The organism is Plantibacter sp. MMLR14_011 (assembly GCF_001865025.1).
In the GTDB taxonomy this organism is placed as follows: Bacteria; Actinomycetota; Actinomycetes; order Actinomycetales; family Microbacteriaceae; genus Plantibacter; species Plantibacter flavus_A.
Window position 1 is genome coordinate 333602 of the sequence record NZ_MJGW01000017.1, and the last position, 15052, is coordinate 348653.

11 protein-coding genes are annotated in these 15052 nt (G+C 71.4%); 6 read left to right on the top strand and 5 right to left on the bottom strand.

What is annotated here, in order from left to right; genetic code table 11:
- Positions 1–43 precede the first annotated feature (43 nt).
- Positions 44–1303 carry a phosphotransferase gene (locus BIU99_RS10000; RefSeq protein ID WP_083397286.1) on the top strand — a complete coding sequence of 420 codons (1260 nt, stop codon included), beginning with the start codon at positions 44–46 and terminating at the stop codon, positions 1301–1303.
- Here BIU99_RS10000 and BIU99_RS10005 read toward each other — a convergent pair.
- Both BIU99_RS10005 and BIU99_RS10010 read right to left on the bottom strand, forming a co-directional pair.
- Positions 1213–4488, bottom strand: coding sequence for an ATP-dependent DNA helicase (locus BIU99_RS10005; protein ID WP_071261242.1), 3276 nt, complete (start codon positions 4486–4488; stop codon positions 1213–1215). The two genes, BIU99_RS10000 and BIU99_RS10005, sit on opposite strands and share 91 nt — an antisense overlap.
- Entirely contained in the window at positions 4485–7670 is a 3186-nt protein-coding gene (locus BIU99_RS10010) for a UrvD/REP family ATP-dependent DNA helicase (protein WP_083397287.1), read from the bottom strand. The genes BIU99_RS10005 and BIU99_RS10010 overlap by 4 nt, the downstream gene beginning before the upstream one ends.
- Positions 7671–7811: 141 nt before the next feature.
- Between BIU99_RS10010 and BIU99_RS10015 the strand changes: the two genes are divergently transcribed.
- Positions 7812–8036 carry a DUF3107 domain-containing protein gene (locus tag BIU99_RS10015; protein ID WP_064296179.1) on the top strand — a complete coding sequence of 75 codons (225 nt, stop codon included), beginning with the start codon at positions 7812–7814 and terminating at the stop codon, positions 8034–8036.
- Between the two features lie 2 nt (positions 8037–8038).
- Positions 8039–8338, top strand: a complete 300-nt coding sequence (locus BIU99_RS10020) for a hypothetical protein (RefSeq protein ID WP_064296178.1) — start codon at positions 8039–8041, stop codon at positions 8336–8338.
- A 75-nt stretch (positions 8339–8413) separates the two neighbouring features.
- Here BIU99_RS10020 and BIU99_RS10025 read toward each other — a convergent pair whose 3' ends face one another.
- The gene (locus BIU99_RS10025; protein ID WP_064296177.1) at positions 8414–9133 is read right to left on the bottom strand and encodes a ferritin-like fold-containing protein; all 720 of its coding nucleotides are present in this window, start codon (positions 9131–9133) and stop codon (positions 8414–8416) included.
- Between the two features lie 136 nt (positions 9134–9269).
- On the opposite strand from BIU99_RS10025, the gene BIU99_RS10030 reads away from it, so the two are divergent.
- Entirely contained in the window at positions 9270–10829 is a 1560-nt protein-coding gene (locus tag BIU99_RS10030) for a DEAD/DEAH box helicase (protein WP_175484377.1), read from the top strand.
- A gap of 217 nt (positions 10830–11046) precedes the next feature.
- Here the strand turns inward: BIU99_RS10030 and BIU99_RS10035 are convergent, their stop codons facing one another.
- Positions 11047–11901 (bottom strand): PHP domain-containing protein, encoded by an 855-nt coding sequence (locus BIU99_RS10035; RefSeq protein ID WP_064296175.1) that lies wholly within the window; start codon positions 11899–11901, stop codon positions 11047–11049.
- A gap of 82 nt (positions 11902–11983) precedes the next feature.
- Here BIU99_RS10035 and BIU99_RS10040 point away from each other — a divergent pair, with 82 nt between their 5' ends.
- Positions 11984–13021, top strand: coding sequence for an endonuclease/exonuclease/phosphatase family protein (locus tag BIU99_RS10040; protein ID WP_071261019.1), 1038 nt, complete (start codon positions 11984–11986; stop codon positions 13019–13021).
- Between the two features lie 41 nt (positions 13022–13062).
- Positions 13063–14460: an aminopeptidase P family protein gene (locus BIU99_RS10045; protein ID WP_064296173.1), complete on the top strand. Its 1398-nt coding sequence runs from the start codon at positions 13063–13065 to the stop codon at positions 14458–14460.
- Between the two features lie 42 nt (positions 14461–14502).
- Here BIU99_RS10045 and BIU99_RS10050 read toward each other — a convergent pair whose 3' ends face one another.
- Complete coding sequence (locus tag BIU99_RS10050) at positions 14503–15006, bottom strand: general stress protein (protein ID WP_071261021.1); 504 nt, start codon at positions 15004–15006, stop codon at positions 14503–14505.
- Between the last annotated feature and the right edge of the window lie 46 nt (positions 15007–15052).

Below are 15052 nucleotides of genomic sequence, written 5' to 3' on the forward strand. Positions count from 1 at the left end.
TGGCGAGCGCGGCTCACCGGGACGGCCCCGTACCCTGGATGTCATGGCCAGATCCCATCTCACTCTAGCCGCGTTGGCCACTTCGGCCGTCGCCGACCTCCAGGTCCGCGGGTCCGGCGCGCACACCGCCGGCGGCGAGGGGAACTACGACGCGGCCCGTCTCGTGACGGGCGATGGGCGCGAGCTCATCGTGCGCATCCCGACCTCGCAGCAGGCCGAGACGGAGCAGTCCGCGGACCTCATCGCCCTGCGCGCACTCACGCCCGGTATCCGCAGCAGGTTGCCCTTCGACGCCCCGACCGTCGTGGGCCAACTGCCCGTCGACGGCACTCGCGCCGTCGTGCTCGACTTCGTGGCCGGCAGTCACCTCGACCCGACCGCGCTCGGCCGCGACGAGGTCCTCTCGGACTCGCTCGGTGCCGCGGTCGCCGCGATCCACTCCCTCCCGACGGCGTTCATCGCGGAAGCGGGCCTCCCGTTGCTGTCCACCGAGCTCATCCGGGCGGACGCGCACCGCATCGTGTCCCGCGCCGCCGAGACACGGCTCCTCCCGACCGCCGTCCGGGAGCGCTGGCAGGCGGCCGTCGAGGACCACTCGCTCTGGCAGTTCCAGCCCACCGTCATCCACGGATCCCTCGCCGCGGACCGCGTGCTCGTCATCCGTCAGGACGGCCATGGCCTCGTCAACGGCGTCATCGAGTGGGGCTCACTGCGGGTCGGCGACCCGGCCCTCGACCTCCACTGGATCGCGACGCTCGGCGCGACCGGCGAGCAGGCCCTGTCCGCCTACGCCGCCTCGTGCTCTCGCGGACCCGACCGGTTCGTCACCCTCCGCGCCCGGCTCTACGCGGAACTCGAGATCGCGCGCTGGCTCCTGCACGGTCGCGACAGCCACGACCAGACCATCGTCGAGGACGCCGTCGCGATGCTCGACGGGCTCGTCGACCGCGTGCTCGGCGACGTGACGGACCCCCTCGGCACCACGACCGGACCCGTCCTCGACGTCGACGAGGTCGAGGACATGCTCGACCGCACACCGATCGGCTCGTCCTCCCCCGGCATCGCCATGCAGACCGACACCTACGACCGCTCAGAGCTCGAGCGCGCCCTCGGCCGCGATCCCGGCGGCTCGGACGTCGACGACACGGACGACGCTGAGACCGACGACGATCGCGACCACGCCGGAACCGATGCGGACCCGAACGCCACGGATCAGATCGACACCTCGTCGTTCGACCTCTGGGACTCGGCCGCCTCCCCGAAGGACCGCTCCCACTCCGACAGGAGCTCCTCCTCCGAGTAGAGGCGTTCCGGCCGGAGCTGCACGTCGTGGCTCACGTAGTAGAGCACGGCGTCGATGCGCTCGGGGTCGACCTCCCGGTGGTGCGCGTACGCCAGACGGTAGAGCGCGAGCTGGAACGAGGCGTTCCGTACGTCCTCAGGCGTCGTGGGTACCGCGCCGGTCTTCCAGTCGACGATCTCGAACCGGTCCCCGCGTTCGAACACCGCGTCGAGCTTGCAGACCACCACTCGTCCGGTGTCACCGAGCGGCACGTGGATCTCGGTCTCGACCTCGACCGGCCGGACGTCGGCCCATTCCGAGGCGAGGAACCGTTCGGTGAGTTCCTCGAACCCGATCCCCTCCGACGCGTCCGGCCCCGGGCGTTCGACGTCGAGCTCCTCGGGGAGCGCGTCGACCAGCTCCTGCAATCCGAAGCGTCCGTAGTGCGCCTCGACCCACGAATGGAACCGGGTTCCGAGGCGGGTCTGCCGGTATGGCCGTTGCGGGACGGGGCGACGCAGTCGTTCGAGTGCGGCCTCCGGTTCCGTGACGAACTCCTTGAACTTGGACGCGGGGATGCGCACCGGGAGTTCACCGCGCGCGGTCGTCGTCGCGGCACGGCGTCGTTCCTCGAGGAGCAGCGTCAGCTCGTTCTCGAGGGGGCCGAGGGTCGCCAGCAGCTCGGACTCAGGTCGCCCGCGCCGCTGCTCGACCTCGGCCGCCGCCCGTTCGACGACGCTCCGACGCGCTCCGAGCGGATCGAGTGGCCAGTCGAGGACCGCGGCACCGGAGTCGACCGGGTTCTCCTCGAAGGCGGATGCGGCGGGGAGCGGTGCGATGACGCCCGCCGACGCCAGCTCCTGAAGATAGGTGCTCGCAGCACGGGGCCGCTTCCGATCGCCCGACCAGAACGAGCCGGTGAGCAGGAGGTCGTGCTTGGCGCGGGTCACCGCCACATACGCGAGGCGACGTTCCTCGTCGAGCGCGCGTTCGCCGAGCGCCTCCGAGAAGGCGAGCTGAGCGTCGACGACCTCCTTCCGCGTCTCGGCCGTCCGCCAGGCGAACTCCGGCAGCTCCGCCGCGTCGCCTCGGAAGTCGTACGGCAGCGTCCCGAGACGCACCCAACCCTTGCCGTCCTTCGGTTTGGCGGGTAGTTCGTCGACCACGAGCCGCGGGATCGCGACATGGTCCCACTCGAGGCCCTTCGAACCGTGGATGGTGAGCAGTTGGACCGCACCCTGGTCGGGTGCGTCGCTCGCCGGTCCGAGGTCGTCTCGGGCGAGCGAGCGGTCGATCCAGGCCAGCAGGCTGCCGAGCGTCACCTGCTCCTCCGCCTGGATGAACGAGATGACCTCGTCGTGGAACGCCTGCAGTCTGGCCGGAGCGCGCGCCGCGGATCCGGTCGACTCGTTCGCGACGACCTCGATGTCGAGTCGCAACTCGCGCTCGACCGCTCTGACGAGATCGGGGAGGCCGCTGCCCGCACGACGCCGCAGGGAGGCGAACACCAGACCGGCCTCCCGGAGACGCGAACGCGCCTCGTCGGTGAACCCGGCGGCGAGGCCGGCCGGCACGCGGTCGGCGGCGATGAAGTCGAGCGCGTCGATGATCGACCGCCCGTCGTCGTCGGCGACCGACTCGCGGAGCCGGGCGGCCAGTTCGGCGTCGTACCGCTTCGTCTTCCAGTCGATGGCCTGCAGGTACCGGGCCACCTCCACGAGGTGACCGAGGTCGTGGACGCCGATCCGCCAGCGTGGTCCGCTCAACAGCCTGATGAGCGAGGACCCGGCACCGGGATCGTGGATGACGCGCAGTGCCGCCGTCACGTCGACGATCTCCGGCGAGGAGAGCAGACCGCCGAGGCCGAGGATGTGGTGCGGGACGCCGAGGGCGGCGAGGCCGTCGGCGAACTCCTGCATCGGTCGACGCGCCCGGAACAGGATCGCTGCCGAACCGGCCGGATCTCCCCCGCGTTCGGCGAGCAACCGGTCGGCGCACCACTCGGCGACCATCCGGATCTCCTCGGCACCGGTCTCGGGGAACTCGACGGCGAGGGAGCCCGCCCCGGCGCCGGGCTTCGGCTCGAGGTCGAGGACACGCAGCTTCCCCGCCGTCTGCGCCTGCTGCTGCAACGGGCGGACGAGGACGTTCGCGGCTTCGAGAACCGTATGGTCGTTCCGCCAACTCGTGGACAGGTTGAACTGGGTGGCGGCGACCTCGCGACTGAAGTCGCGGGAGAACCGCGCGAGGTTCGCCGCGCTCGCGCCGCGCCAGCCGTAGATGGACTGGTGCGGGTCGCCGACCGCCATGACGGGGTGGTCGGCGAACAGGGTCGACAGCAGTCTGGTCTGCACGACCGAGGTGTCCTGGTACTCGTCGAGCAGGACGACGCCCGCGCGATCGCGCGCGACGGCGGCGACCTTCGGCGAACGTTCGCAGGCGGCGAGCGCGAGGGCGACCTGGTCGGAGAACTCGACGAGTCCCTGCCGGCGCTTCTCGTCGGCGTACCGGTGCGCGAGGTCGAGCAGGACCGGCAGGGCACCCACGACCTCGACGGCCTGGTCGATCTGCGCGTACGCCCCGCGACCGCCGTCGGGGAGCTCGCCGATGCCGACGAACCGTTCCACGAAGCCGAGCAGCTCCTCGGTGGTGCCGTCGATCTCGGCGAGCTCATGGCTCAGCGAGAGGACGAGCTCGGCGACCTGGTCGACGGACTTGCCGAGGGCGGCGAGCCGTTCGTCTCCGTGCCGGACCACGACGCGTCGCGCGAGTCGCCAGGCGGACGCCTCGGACAACAGGACCGACTCGGGCTCACGGCCCACCAGGAGGGCGTTGTCGCGGAACAGGGCGTTCGCATAGGCGTTGTAGGTGGACACCTCGGGACGGTCGAAGAGCGCGTCTGCCGCGGGATCCAGGATCCCGATGTCCTGCAGGGCGGCGATCCGCTTGCCGATCCGTGCCGCCAGCTCACCCGCGGCCTTCCTGGTGAAGGTGAGCCCCAGGATCCCGTCGACGCTCACGTGCCGGTTGGCGAGCAGCCACACGACGCGTGAGGCCATGGTCTCGGTCTTCCCGCTGCCGGCACCGGCGACGACGAGGACCGGGGCCATGGGTGCCTCGATGACATGGACCTGCTGCGTCGTCGGTTGCGGAAGGCCGAGCAGGCCGGCAAGCATCTCGGCCGAGTAAGTCTCCTCCGTGCTCATGAGCTCACCGCCGGGACGACGTGGATGGCGCACTCGCCGAACGCGAACGGGTCATGGCAGTGGGTCCCGACACGGGCCTCGAACACCGCTCCCGCCATGCCGATCGCGTCCGACAGGACACGCTCGCGGAAGCGCTCGAGGGCCTCGTCGTCGAAGGCCGGCTGGGCCGGGTCGTAGTACTCCTTGCGCTTCGTGCCGGCCGACACGACGATGAGCTTCGCGCCACCGCTCAGCAGCCCCTCCGTACCGGCGATCGCGCCGGACGCCAGCGCGAGCTGGTAGGCGCCGAGCTGCGCCATATCGGCGACCTCCCGGTCCTGTCTCGGCGCCGAGCCGCCGGTCTTGAGGTCGGCGATCACGACGCGCCGTGTCCCGTCGGTGTCGGGCACGAGCTCGACGCGGTCGATCGAGCCGCCGAGCACGGCCGCGCCGCCCAGCTCACCGATGGGGATGCGGAGGCTGAACCGGCTCTCGTTGCCGATCGAGGTCACGCCCGCCCGCTCCGCGTCGTGGAGGTACGCCGACAGCCGGTGGACGAGTTCCGCCGCACGCCGTTTCGTCGCCGCGCCCTCCCAGTCCGCTTCGAAGTGGAGTTCGTCCCAGCGGTCCTCCACCGCTGCCCAGAGCGCGGCCTCGTCGGAGGACTCCGCGTGCTCGAGCGCGGCGTGCACGATCGTGCCGAGCCCGGAGGCGAACCCGGAGGCACCGCCGCCCAGTCGGGCGATCGCCCAGTGCAGCGGGCACTCCTCGAAGGCCTCCATGCGGGACGGGGAGACCGGCAGCTCCTCGACGGCGGGGTCGTGCAGCGGTGCCGTCGAGCTCGGTGCGGCCACGCCGTACCACTCCTCGGTCGGGGCGCCGGGTACTCCCGCTGTCGCGAGGATGGCCAGGGCCGAGGCGGACGCGGCACGCTCGGCAGGGTCCGCGGGGCGGATCCGGCGAGTGAGCGAGCGACGCAGGGTGCCGACGAGGCCGCGGAGCGACAGGGGCGACAGGGACGCCCGGTGCGGATCGGGTTCCGGGAGCAGCGTGAGGAACGGGCTCGCCTGGTGGTCGTCGTCGACCACCGCGACCACCATGAGCGACCGGTGCGCACGGGAGGTCGCCTGGGCGAAGAGTCGGAGCTCGTCGTGGAGGACCGCGCGTCGTGCGTCCGCCGTCGCCGTGGCCGTACCCTCCAGCAGCTCCACGAGCTCCGAGGCGCCGAGCAGTGAGTCGCGGACCCGCAGGTTGGGCCACACGCCGTCCTGCATGCCGGCGACGACGACCGTGTCGAACGCGGTACCGACCAGGGCGGCGGGCGTCGCGATCGTGACCGCCTCCCGGAGGCCGGTCGGCGCGAGGGAGTCGTCGCCGACCGTCTGTTCGAGCAGGCGGTCGAGGAAGACGGAGGCCGGGGTGTCGGGCTCCGCCTCGACGAAGGTGCGTGCCGCATCGGCCAGCTGGGTGATCGCGTCGAGGTCGCGGTTCGCCTCCTCGGCGGCCTGACCGCTGCCCTTCGACAGCGAGACCCAGGAGCGCTCGAGTCTGCTCCGCGACCAGAGGCCGTAGACGAGTTCCTCGGCGGACGCGCCCGCCGCTGCCTGCGCGCTCGCCTCGGCGAGGCTGTCGGCGAGTGAGCGGGCGCGGGCGGCGGAGGGCGTCTCGAGTCCGATGAGTGCACCGGGGACGGCGAACGCCTCCTCCAGCAGGCGGTCCGCGCTGCGGTCGAGGCCCTCAGCGAGATCGGCGTGGCGGAGCGCGGCCCGGAGTCGCCTGACCCCGATCGAGTCCAGTCCGCCGAGCGCGCTGTGGAGGAGTTCGGTCACGACCTCGGCGTCGAGCGGCGTCCGCCCGAGCGCCACCGACATGGCGAGGAGGACCGACCTGACGAACGGGTGGTCGCGCAGCGGTGCTCCGCCGGTGCTCGCCCGGGTGGGCACCTCGAGGGAGGACAAACCCCGTTCGATCGCCGGGATCAGCCCGCCGCTGCGGACGACCACCGCCATGTCGGCCCACGCGACACCGTCGAGGACGTGGCGCTCGCGGAGGAAGCGTGCGACGACCGCGATCTGCTCGGCCGGGGAACCGGCCGCCACGGTGACGACGGAGTGCTCGGGCGTCTCCGCGTCATCGACCGGTGGCGCGGCCGTGCGATGGAGTCCGGCGCCGGCCGTGCCGATGCGCTCGGCGACGCCGCGGACCGTCGCCCGGATGTCCGGTGTCCCGCGGTGGACCTGCTCGAGCACGAGCGTGTCCACCGGGCGGCCGAGCACCTCGGCGAACCGCCCGAGGGCGTCGGCACGGGCACCGTGGAAGGCACCCGTCGTGAGGTCGGGGTCGCCGAACGCGACGATCGCGACCCCGTGTCGGGCGAGCGCGGCGAACAGCTGCAGGACGCCGTGGGTCGCCTCCTGGGCGTCGTCCACGAAGACCACCCGCAGGCTGCGGAGCACGCCCGTCCCCGGTTCCTGTTCGTCGAGGAGCCGGACGGCGCGGGCGAGGGCCGCCGCGGGCGTGAGGTGTCCGCGCCAGTCGTCGGCGAGGAACCCCTCGATGAAGCCCGCGGACGCGACCCACTCCGGACGCCCGTGCTTGGTACCGAGCCGACGTAGCTCGGCTGGCGCGACGTCGTGTTCGACGCTGCGTTCCATGAGGTTCCGGAGCTCGGTGCGGAACCCCTGCAGGCGCCTGACCTCGGGACCGAGCTCCGCTGGCCACAGCGGACCGGTCGCGTCCTGTTCGTCGCCGAGGAGTCGCTCGGCGATGGTCTGGTCCTGCTCGCCGCCCGTCAGCAACCGCGGTCGTCCTGAACCGGCGAACGCCCCGGAGCCCGCGATGACCTCGAGGGCGAGGGAGATGGCGGTGCGCGCCAGGGATCCGGGTGTGGCGCGCGCGACCCGTGCCTCGAGGCGGTCGCGGAGGACCTGCGCCGACGACCGGGAGGAGGCGATGACGAGCACCTCGTCGGTGCGCAGGCCGCGCGAGTGCACGCGTTCCGCCACCGCTTCGATGAGCGTCGTAGTCTTGCCCGTGCCGGGAGCCCCCAGTACGACGGCGGACCGGTCGTCCGCGAGCCGCAGCACGGCGTCCTGCGAGTCGTCGAGCCGGACACCCGTGCCGACAGCCGGGTCGCCGGCGGGCGCGCGGCCCGCGTCACGGACCGCACCCGTCGGATCGTCGGAGGCGTCGGGAACGGTCATGGTCCGCACGTTACCGGAGGCTCCCGACATCACCGCGACGGCCGACCGGCGTTCCGCTGTTCGCTGACAGCAGCCGACCCGCGCCGGTCGGAGGACCACGACTCCCGTAGTCTTGCCCTACGCAACCGAAAGGCACTCAAGGTGGAAATTCGCATCGGAATCCTCAACAGCCCTCGCGAGATCGGCTTCGAGACCTCGCAGCCGGCGTCGGAGATCGAGCAGGCGGTCAAGACCGCGCTCGAGACGGACGCCAAGCTGCTCGCACTCAAGGACGACAAGGGCACCAGCTACCTCATCCCGACCGCGGGCATCGGCTACGTCGAGCTCGGAACCGAGGAGTCCCGCCGCATCGGATTCGTCGGCTGACCATGGAACTCCTCTTCGTCGTGCTCGGCGGCGCCATCCTCGGTCTCGCCGTCCGCTACCTCCTGCCCGGCCGCGACCAGCACGGCGCAGCCCTCATCCCGGCGGTCGCGACGCTCGTCGCCGCCGTGGTCTGGGTCGCGGCGACGTGGGCCGGCATGGCGTGGGACGGCGGCTGGATCTGGGTGCTCGCCTTCGGCGCGTCCGTCATCGTGAGTGTGGTGGTCGACCTCGTGCTCGTCCGCGTCCGCACCTCGTCGGACGAGGCGATGCTGACCCGCTTGCAGCAGGGCGTCGCCGCCTGACCCGAGGCGCTCGATCGATCGACGCCGTCGCTCCAGCCGGAGCGGCGGCGTCGTCGTGTCGGAGGGGACGACCGGTCAGGCCGTGAGCCCGAGCGCGTCCATCCGTCTGGTGTGGTTCGCGATGAGCTCCGTGTAGACCGGTTCGACCCGGGCGTCGTCCGGCAGCGCCTTGCTCTCGGTCACGAGGGCCGACCTGGCGACGAGCATGGTGTCGCCGAGCAACCGGCGGCCCCACATCGCGAGCGTCGAAGCGCGCTCCGGATGCGATGCGATCACCCGGTGCAGGATCCCGACGAGCGGGTCCTCCTCGGGACCGGGGGCGACGATGGCAGCCAGATCCCGGGCGTCCGCTCCGTCCAGGCCGCGTGCGAGCTGCGCGAAGAACTCGTCGAGGAAGCCCCGCGCCACGAGGACGCCCAGCAGGAGTTCGTCCCAGGTACCGGTTCGCAGGATCGCCTGGAACTCGTCCCGCGTGCGTGCGTAGGGTTCGAGCACGGCGACGGGGTCGTCGCTCGTCCTCCGGAGCCACGCGAGCAGCGCCTGGTGCTTGCGCAGCGCCGTGGCGGCGGCCTCTGCGAGCGTCTCCCGATCGGCGTCGTTCGGAGCGTGCTCGACGGCGAACGACAGCGTCATGAAGAACCCGAGCTGCAGCTGCGCCACCTGACCGAGGTAGTCCGCGGTGCTGGGCGCGAGCTCGTGGAGGTCGACGCGGGTCGCCTGGACGGCGTCCTCCCGCGAGCGCAGACGAGGCGTCTGCGTGCCGGGACGCCGACGTCGTGCAAACCAACGAGCCATGCGACCACCCTATCCGCAGCACGCCGATCGCCGTGTTCCGCGCGCCCAGCGGCCTCTCGGGACCTCCCGGGTAGAATAGCCGTGCCCCGGCGTCGGATCGGGGCCCTACACCTGTGTGCAATCGAAGGTGTAGACCATGACTGCACTGACAGGTATCTCCGTGACTTTCTCTGATCTCGGTGTCGACCAGGACATCGTCGACGCCCTCACGTCCAAGGGCATCATCGAACCATTCCCCATCCAGGAGCAGACGATCCCGCTCGGGCTCGCCGGCCAGGACATCATCGGCCAGGCCAAGACGGGCACGGGCAAGACCTTCGGGTTCGGCATCCCGATCGTCCAGCGCCTCGGCCTCGACCCGGCTCCCGGCGTCAAGACCCTCGTCGTCGTCCCGACCCGCGAACTCGCCGTCCAGGTGTCCGAGGACATCGAGATCCTCATCTCGAACCGGTCCACGACGCTCGTCTCCATCTACGGCGGCAAGGCCTACGAGGGGCAGATCGAGCAGCTGAAGGCCGGCGCCCAGATCGTCGTCGGCACGCCCGGCCGTCTCATCGACCTCAACAACCAGCGTCTCCTCGACCTCTCGGGCATCACCGAGATGGTGCTCGACGAGGCCGACAAGATGCTCGACCTCGGCTTCCTCGCCGACATCGAGAAGCTCTTCTCCAAGACCCCCGCCGCGCGTCACACGATGCTGTTCTCGGCGACCATGCCCGGTCCGATCGTGGCCCTGGCCCGCCGCTTCATGAGCAAGCCGATCCACATCCGGGCGAGCGACCCCGACGAGGGGCTCACGCAGGCCAACATCAAGCACCTCATCTACCGCGCGCACTCGCTCGACAAGGACGAGGTGATCTCGCGCATCCTGCAGGCCGAAGGACGCGGCAAGACCGTGATCTTCACGCGGACCAAGCGTGCCGCCGCGAAGCTCGTCGAGGAACTGACCGACCGCGGGTTCAACGCCGCGGCGGTGCACGGCGACCTCAACCAGGAGCAGCGCGAGCGGGCGATGGCGTCGTTCAAGGCCGGCAAACGCGACGTCCTGATCGCCACCGACGTCGCCGCCCGTGGCATCGACGTCGACGACGTCACCCACGTCATCAACCACACGATCCCCGAGGACGAGAAGACGTACCTCCACCGCGTCGGTCGTACCGGTCGTGCCGGGAAGACGGGTATCGCCGTCACGTTCGTCGACTGGGACGACCTCCACAAGTGGGCGCTCATCAACCGCGCCCTCGAGTTCGGCCAGCCGGAGCCGACGGAGACCTACTCCTCGAGCCCGCACCTGTTCACCGACCTCGGGATCGCCGAAGGCACGAAGGGCCGACTGAAGCCCGCCAAGGCCGTCGAGCCCGCTCCGCGACGCGAGGGTTCGCGGAGCGCAGGCGGACGCGACGGTTCCCGGACCGGCGGCGGACGCGACGGTTCGCGGACCGGCGGCGGTCGCGGTGGTGAGCGCGGCGGACGAGGAGGTGACCGCACCCAGCCGACCAGCACGCGGCTCGAGTCCCAGCCGAGCACCCGCGCCCACTCGCGGACGCACGACGCCGCCTCGACCGACACCGTCGACCGCGGCGCGCCTGCGGCAGGCACACACGACGGCCACGGTCCGGAGCACCGCGACGGCAACAGCGCTCCCCGCCGTCGGAGCCGGACGCGCCGCACCGCACCCCCGGCACCGACGGCGTAGATCCACCACGCAGAACGCCCGCACCCTTCCGGATGCGGGCGTTCCGCATGTCGCGAGCGCTGGGCTCGACACGGTTGGTGACCGAGGGATACCGGTCCCTGAGCGTGTCGAAGGGTGTTCCGACCATCGTCCCCTCAGATCCGCTGCGTCTCCGTGAGCACGTCGACAGGCTCAGTGACCGGAAGAGGTTCGACGGGAACTCCCGACGCGCCGCGGGTCAGTCGGGCAGGACGGGCGCCGAGCCGGTGGCCTCGCCCACGATGCGCCGGACCACGTCGATGTCCGTGGTGTTCTCGCCGAGGCGGTTCGGCTTACCGGTGCCGTGATAGTCGCTCGAGCCGGTAGCGACGAGGCCCAGCTCTGAGGCGATCCGGCGCACGACGACCTTGCCCTCCTCGGTGTTCTCGCGGTGCTCGATCTCGAGCCCGAACAGACCCGCATCGGCGAGCTCGCGGAAGTACGGCTCGGGCAGCATCCGGTCGCGACCGGCCGGGACCGGGTGGGCGATCACCGGGACACCACCGGCGGCGCGGACGAGCTTGACCGCCGTGAGCGGGTCGGGCGCGTAGTGCGGCGCGTAGTACCCGGTGCGCGGATGCAGGATGCCGTCGAAGGCTTCACCACGGTCGGCCACGATCCCGAGGGCGACGAGGGCGTCGGCGATGTGGGGCCGGCCGACAGTCGCGCCTTCGCGGGTCTGCGCGAGGACGTCCGACCAGGACAGCGGGTAGTCGTCACCGATGCGTGCCACGATGCCTTCGGCCCGCCGGAGCCGGGACTCCCGGATCTTCGCGGTCTCCTGGAGCAGGTCGCCGTTCAGCGGATCGATGAGGTACGCGAGCAGGTGCACGCTCCGCCACTCGTAGCGGGTGCTCAGTTCCATTCCGGGGAGCAGCGTGATGCCCTGGCGACGCGACTCGACGGCCGCCTCGGCCCAGCCGGCGGTGGAGTCGTGGTCGGTGAGGGCGATCGTGCCGAGCCCTGCGGCACCGGCAGCGCGCATCAGCTGCGTCGGCGTCTCCGTGCCGTCCGAGACGCTCGAGTGCGTGTGCAGATCGGCGGGGCCGTGCATGTCTCGAGCGCTCACCACGCTTCCACCCTAGTCGCAGGTCCCGCCCCGAGGACTCCCAGACCGCTCGCCTACGCTGACGCGGGTGCTGAAGACCGTCGGTGGCGTCATCGCGGCCGTGCTCGCGATCGCGACCACGGCCCTGCTGGTCGTGGCCGTCCTCCCCGGCCTGTTCGGTCTCGAACAGGCCCAGGTCGTCGTCCAACTGAGCGCGTTCCGCCTCGTCGTGGCGATCGCCGCCGCCGGCGGCGCCCTCCTCTGCCTCGTGACGACGATCCTGGTCCGGGGATCCCGCCGCGTGCTCCCCGCCATCCTGGCGGTCGTCCTCGCCGCGGTCTCGGTCACCGGCGCCGTCGTCACCGCCAACCGCGGGGTCGACGATCAGATGGTCGCCGGTGAGGCGACCGATCTCGCGGATCAGGTCACGGTCCTCGCCTGGAACACCCTCGGCGACGCCGTCGACCCCGGGACGATCGCGGCGATCGCGGTGCGTGAGGGCGCCGACGTCGTCGCCCTCCCGGAGACCTCGTCCGACACCGCGGCGGTCGTCGCCGCCACGATGACCGCCGCCGGACGGCCGATGGTGGCGCATTCGACCGCCGCCGACGCAGGAGGGACGAGCCTCCTCATCAGCACCGGACTCGGCGAGTACGCGGTCCGTGCACCGACGGCGACCGGGCCGACCGCCATCGAACGCTCAGAGACCCTCATCGCCGATCCGGTCCTCGGTCGCGGACCGACCCTCGTCGCCGTCCACACCACGGCCCCACTACCGAGTCGGCTCGACGACTGGCGTTCGGAACTCGCCGATCTCGCCGACCGCTGCACCGACGACGCGGACATGATCATGGCCGGTGACTTCAACGCGACGCTCGACCACCTCGCCGGATTGCGCGGCGTCGGCGACCTGGGCGCATGCCACGACGCCGCCGCGGCCGACGCGGCAGCCGGGCTCGGTACCTGGCCGACCGAGCTCCCGGCGGTCCTCGGCGCGCCGATCGACCATGTCATGGCGTCACCGGGATGGGTCACCGTGTCGGCTCGCGTCCTCACCGACGTCGACGGCACCGGCAGCGATCACCGGCCCGTGGTCGCGACGCTGCTCCCCCGCACGGCGGGCTGAGCGACGGGCACCTGTCGCCACCGCAGTGCGACAATGGAGGCATGGCGACTTCCGCAGACACATCCAGTTCGAACACCGTCCAGACCGAGGCGACCTCCAACCGGGCGGCCGCCTGGTCCGAGGGCTTCCGTGCCTTCATCGGCACCGGGTGGGCGGACCGCCCCGAGGTCCTGCCGGAGCCGCGGGAGACCGCCGGCCTGGCAGCGGCTCGTCGTGAACGCCTGTCCGCTCAGTTCCCCGGTCAGCGTCTCGTCCTCCCCGCGGGCGGGATGAAGCAGCGGTCGAACGACACCGACTACCTGTACCGGGCGCACTCCGCCTTCTCGTACTACACCGGCTGGGCGGCCGACACCGAACCAGACAGCGTCCTCGTGCTCGATCCCGAGGGGTCCGGCCACACCGCGACCCTGTACTTCCGAGAGCGAGCGGGCCGCGACACCGACGAGTTCTACACGAACGCCGCGATCGGCGAGTTCTGGATCGGTGCACGTCCGTCGCTCGCCCAGGTGGCGGCCGACCTCGCGGTCACGACCGCCGACCTCTCGGCGTTCACGGCCGACGCCGCCGATCTCACGGTCGACGTCGACGACGAGCTGACGCGCGCCGTGTCGGAGATGCGCCTCGTGAAGGACGCCTACGAGATCGCGCAGATGCGTCTCGCCGTCGACGCGACCGCGCGCGGCTTCGACGACGTCATCGCCGAACTCCCGAAGATCCTCGCTCACGAGCGCGGCGAGCGCATCGTCGAGGGCGTCTTCGCCGGGCGGGCTCGCGCCGATGGGAACGGCGTCGGTTACGAGACCATCGCCGCCGCAGGACCGCACGCCTGCATCCTCCACTGGACACGCAACGACGGACGGGTCGTCCCGGGCGACCTCATCCTCATCGACGCCGGCGTCGAGCTCGACAGCTACTACACCGCCGACATCACCCGCACGCTCCCGGTGTCCGGCACGTTCACCGAGGTCCAGCGCCGGGTCTACGAGGCCGTCCGCGAGGCGGCCGACGAGGCCTTCGCCATCGTCCGCCCCGGCATCCGGTTCCGCGAGGTGCACGCGGCCGCGATGGCGGTCATCGCACGCAAGACCGCCGAGTGGGGCCTGCTCCCCGTCACCGCTGAGGAAGCCCTCCTGAAGGAGAACGAGCAGCACCGGCGGTACATGGTGCACGGGACGAGCCACCACCTCGGCACCGACGTGCACGACTGCGCCCAGGCACGTCGCGAGATGTACGCCGACGCCGTGATCGAGCCAGGCATGGTCTTCACCATCGAGCCCGGCCTCTACTTCCAGGTCGACGACCTCACGGTCCCCGAGGAGTACCGCGGCATCGGCGTCCGGATCGAGGACGACATCCTCGTCACCGAGGACGGCGCGGAGAACCTCTCCGCCGGCATCCCGCGCACCGCGGACGAGGTCGAGGCCTGGCTCGCGCGCTGAGCCCGTCCGTCGGGCGACGGCTCGGAGCCTGACGCGGCTGGATCAGCCCGCGTCGGACTCCGGGCCGCGCTCCAGGAGGTTGCGTGCACGGTTCGCGAGCTCACCGCCGACGATGAGGTCGTAGCGCGTCGCGACGACGAGCGTGGCCGAGGTGTACTCCTGCCGCTTGCGGGTCACCGAGTACGACACGATGCCGAACAGCATGCCGAACGCAGCACCCATGAGCACCGCGGCACCGAGCAGCATGAGGTTCGTCTCGGGGTTGAAGATGACGAGGACGAGCCCGAGGAACAGTCCGAGCCAGGCACCGCTGACCGCACCGGCTCCCGCAGCACGGCCGTAGCTGAGGCGACCGGTGACGCGTTCGACGCTCTTGAGATCGCTGCCGACGATCGAGATCTCTTTGACCGGGAAATCGGTGTGGGCGAGCGACGAGATCGCGGCCTGCGCGGACTCGTAGCTCTCGTAGCTGGCCACCGTCTCGCCTCGCGGGATGACGCCGAGCGCCGGGGCGCCCTTCCGGCCGAACTGTCGCGGATCACTCATACCTCCATCCTCTCACCCCGCCCGGAGCGGGCACTCCAGGCCGACC

What these genes read in the sequence shown, in the direction of transcription:
- BIU99_RS10000 (WP_083397286.1), top strand. Translation starts at nt 44, where the DNA reads ATGGCCAGATCCCATCTCACTCTAGCCGCGTTGGCCACTTCGGCCGTC.
- BIU99_RS10005 (WP_071261242.1), bottom strand. Translation starts at nt 4,488, where the DNA reads ATGAGCACGGAGGAGACTTACTCGGCCGAGATGCTTGCCGGCCTGCTC.
- BIU99_RS10010 (WP_083397287.1), bottom strand. Translation starts at nt 7,670, where the DNA reads ATGACCGTTCCCGACGCCTCCGACGATCCGACGGGTGCGGTCCGTGAC.
- BIU99_RS10020 (WP_064296178.1), top strand. Translation starts at nt 8,039, where the DNA reads ATGGAACTCCTCTTCGTCGTGCTCGGCGGCGCCATCCTCGGTCTCGCC.
- BIU99_RS10025 (WP_064296177.1), bottom strand. Translation starts at nt 9,133, where the DNA reads ATGGCTCGTTGGTTTGCACGACGTCGGCGTCCCGGCACGCAGACGCCT.
- BIU99_RS10030 (WP_175484377.1), top strand. Translation starts at nt 9,270, where the DNA reads ATGACTGCACTGACAGGTATCTCCGTGACTTTCTCTGATCTCGGTGTC.
- BIU99_RS10035 (WP_064296175.1), bottom strand. Translation starts at nt 11,901, where the DNA reads ATGCACGGCCCCGCCGATCTGCACACGCACTCGAGCGTCTCGGACGGC.
- BIU99_RS10045 (WP_064296173.1), top strand. Translation starts at nt 13,063, where the DNA reads ATGGCGACTTCCGCAGACACATCCAGTTCGAACACCGTCCAGACCGAG.
- BIU99_RS10050 (WP_071261021.1), bottom strand. Translation starts at nt 15,006, where the DNA reads ATGAGTGATCCGCGACAGTTCGGCCGGAAGGGCGCCCCGGCGCTCGGC.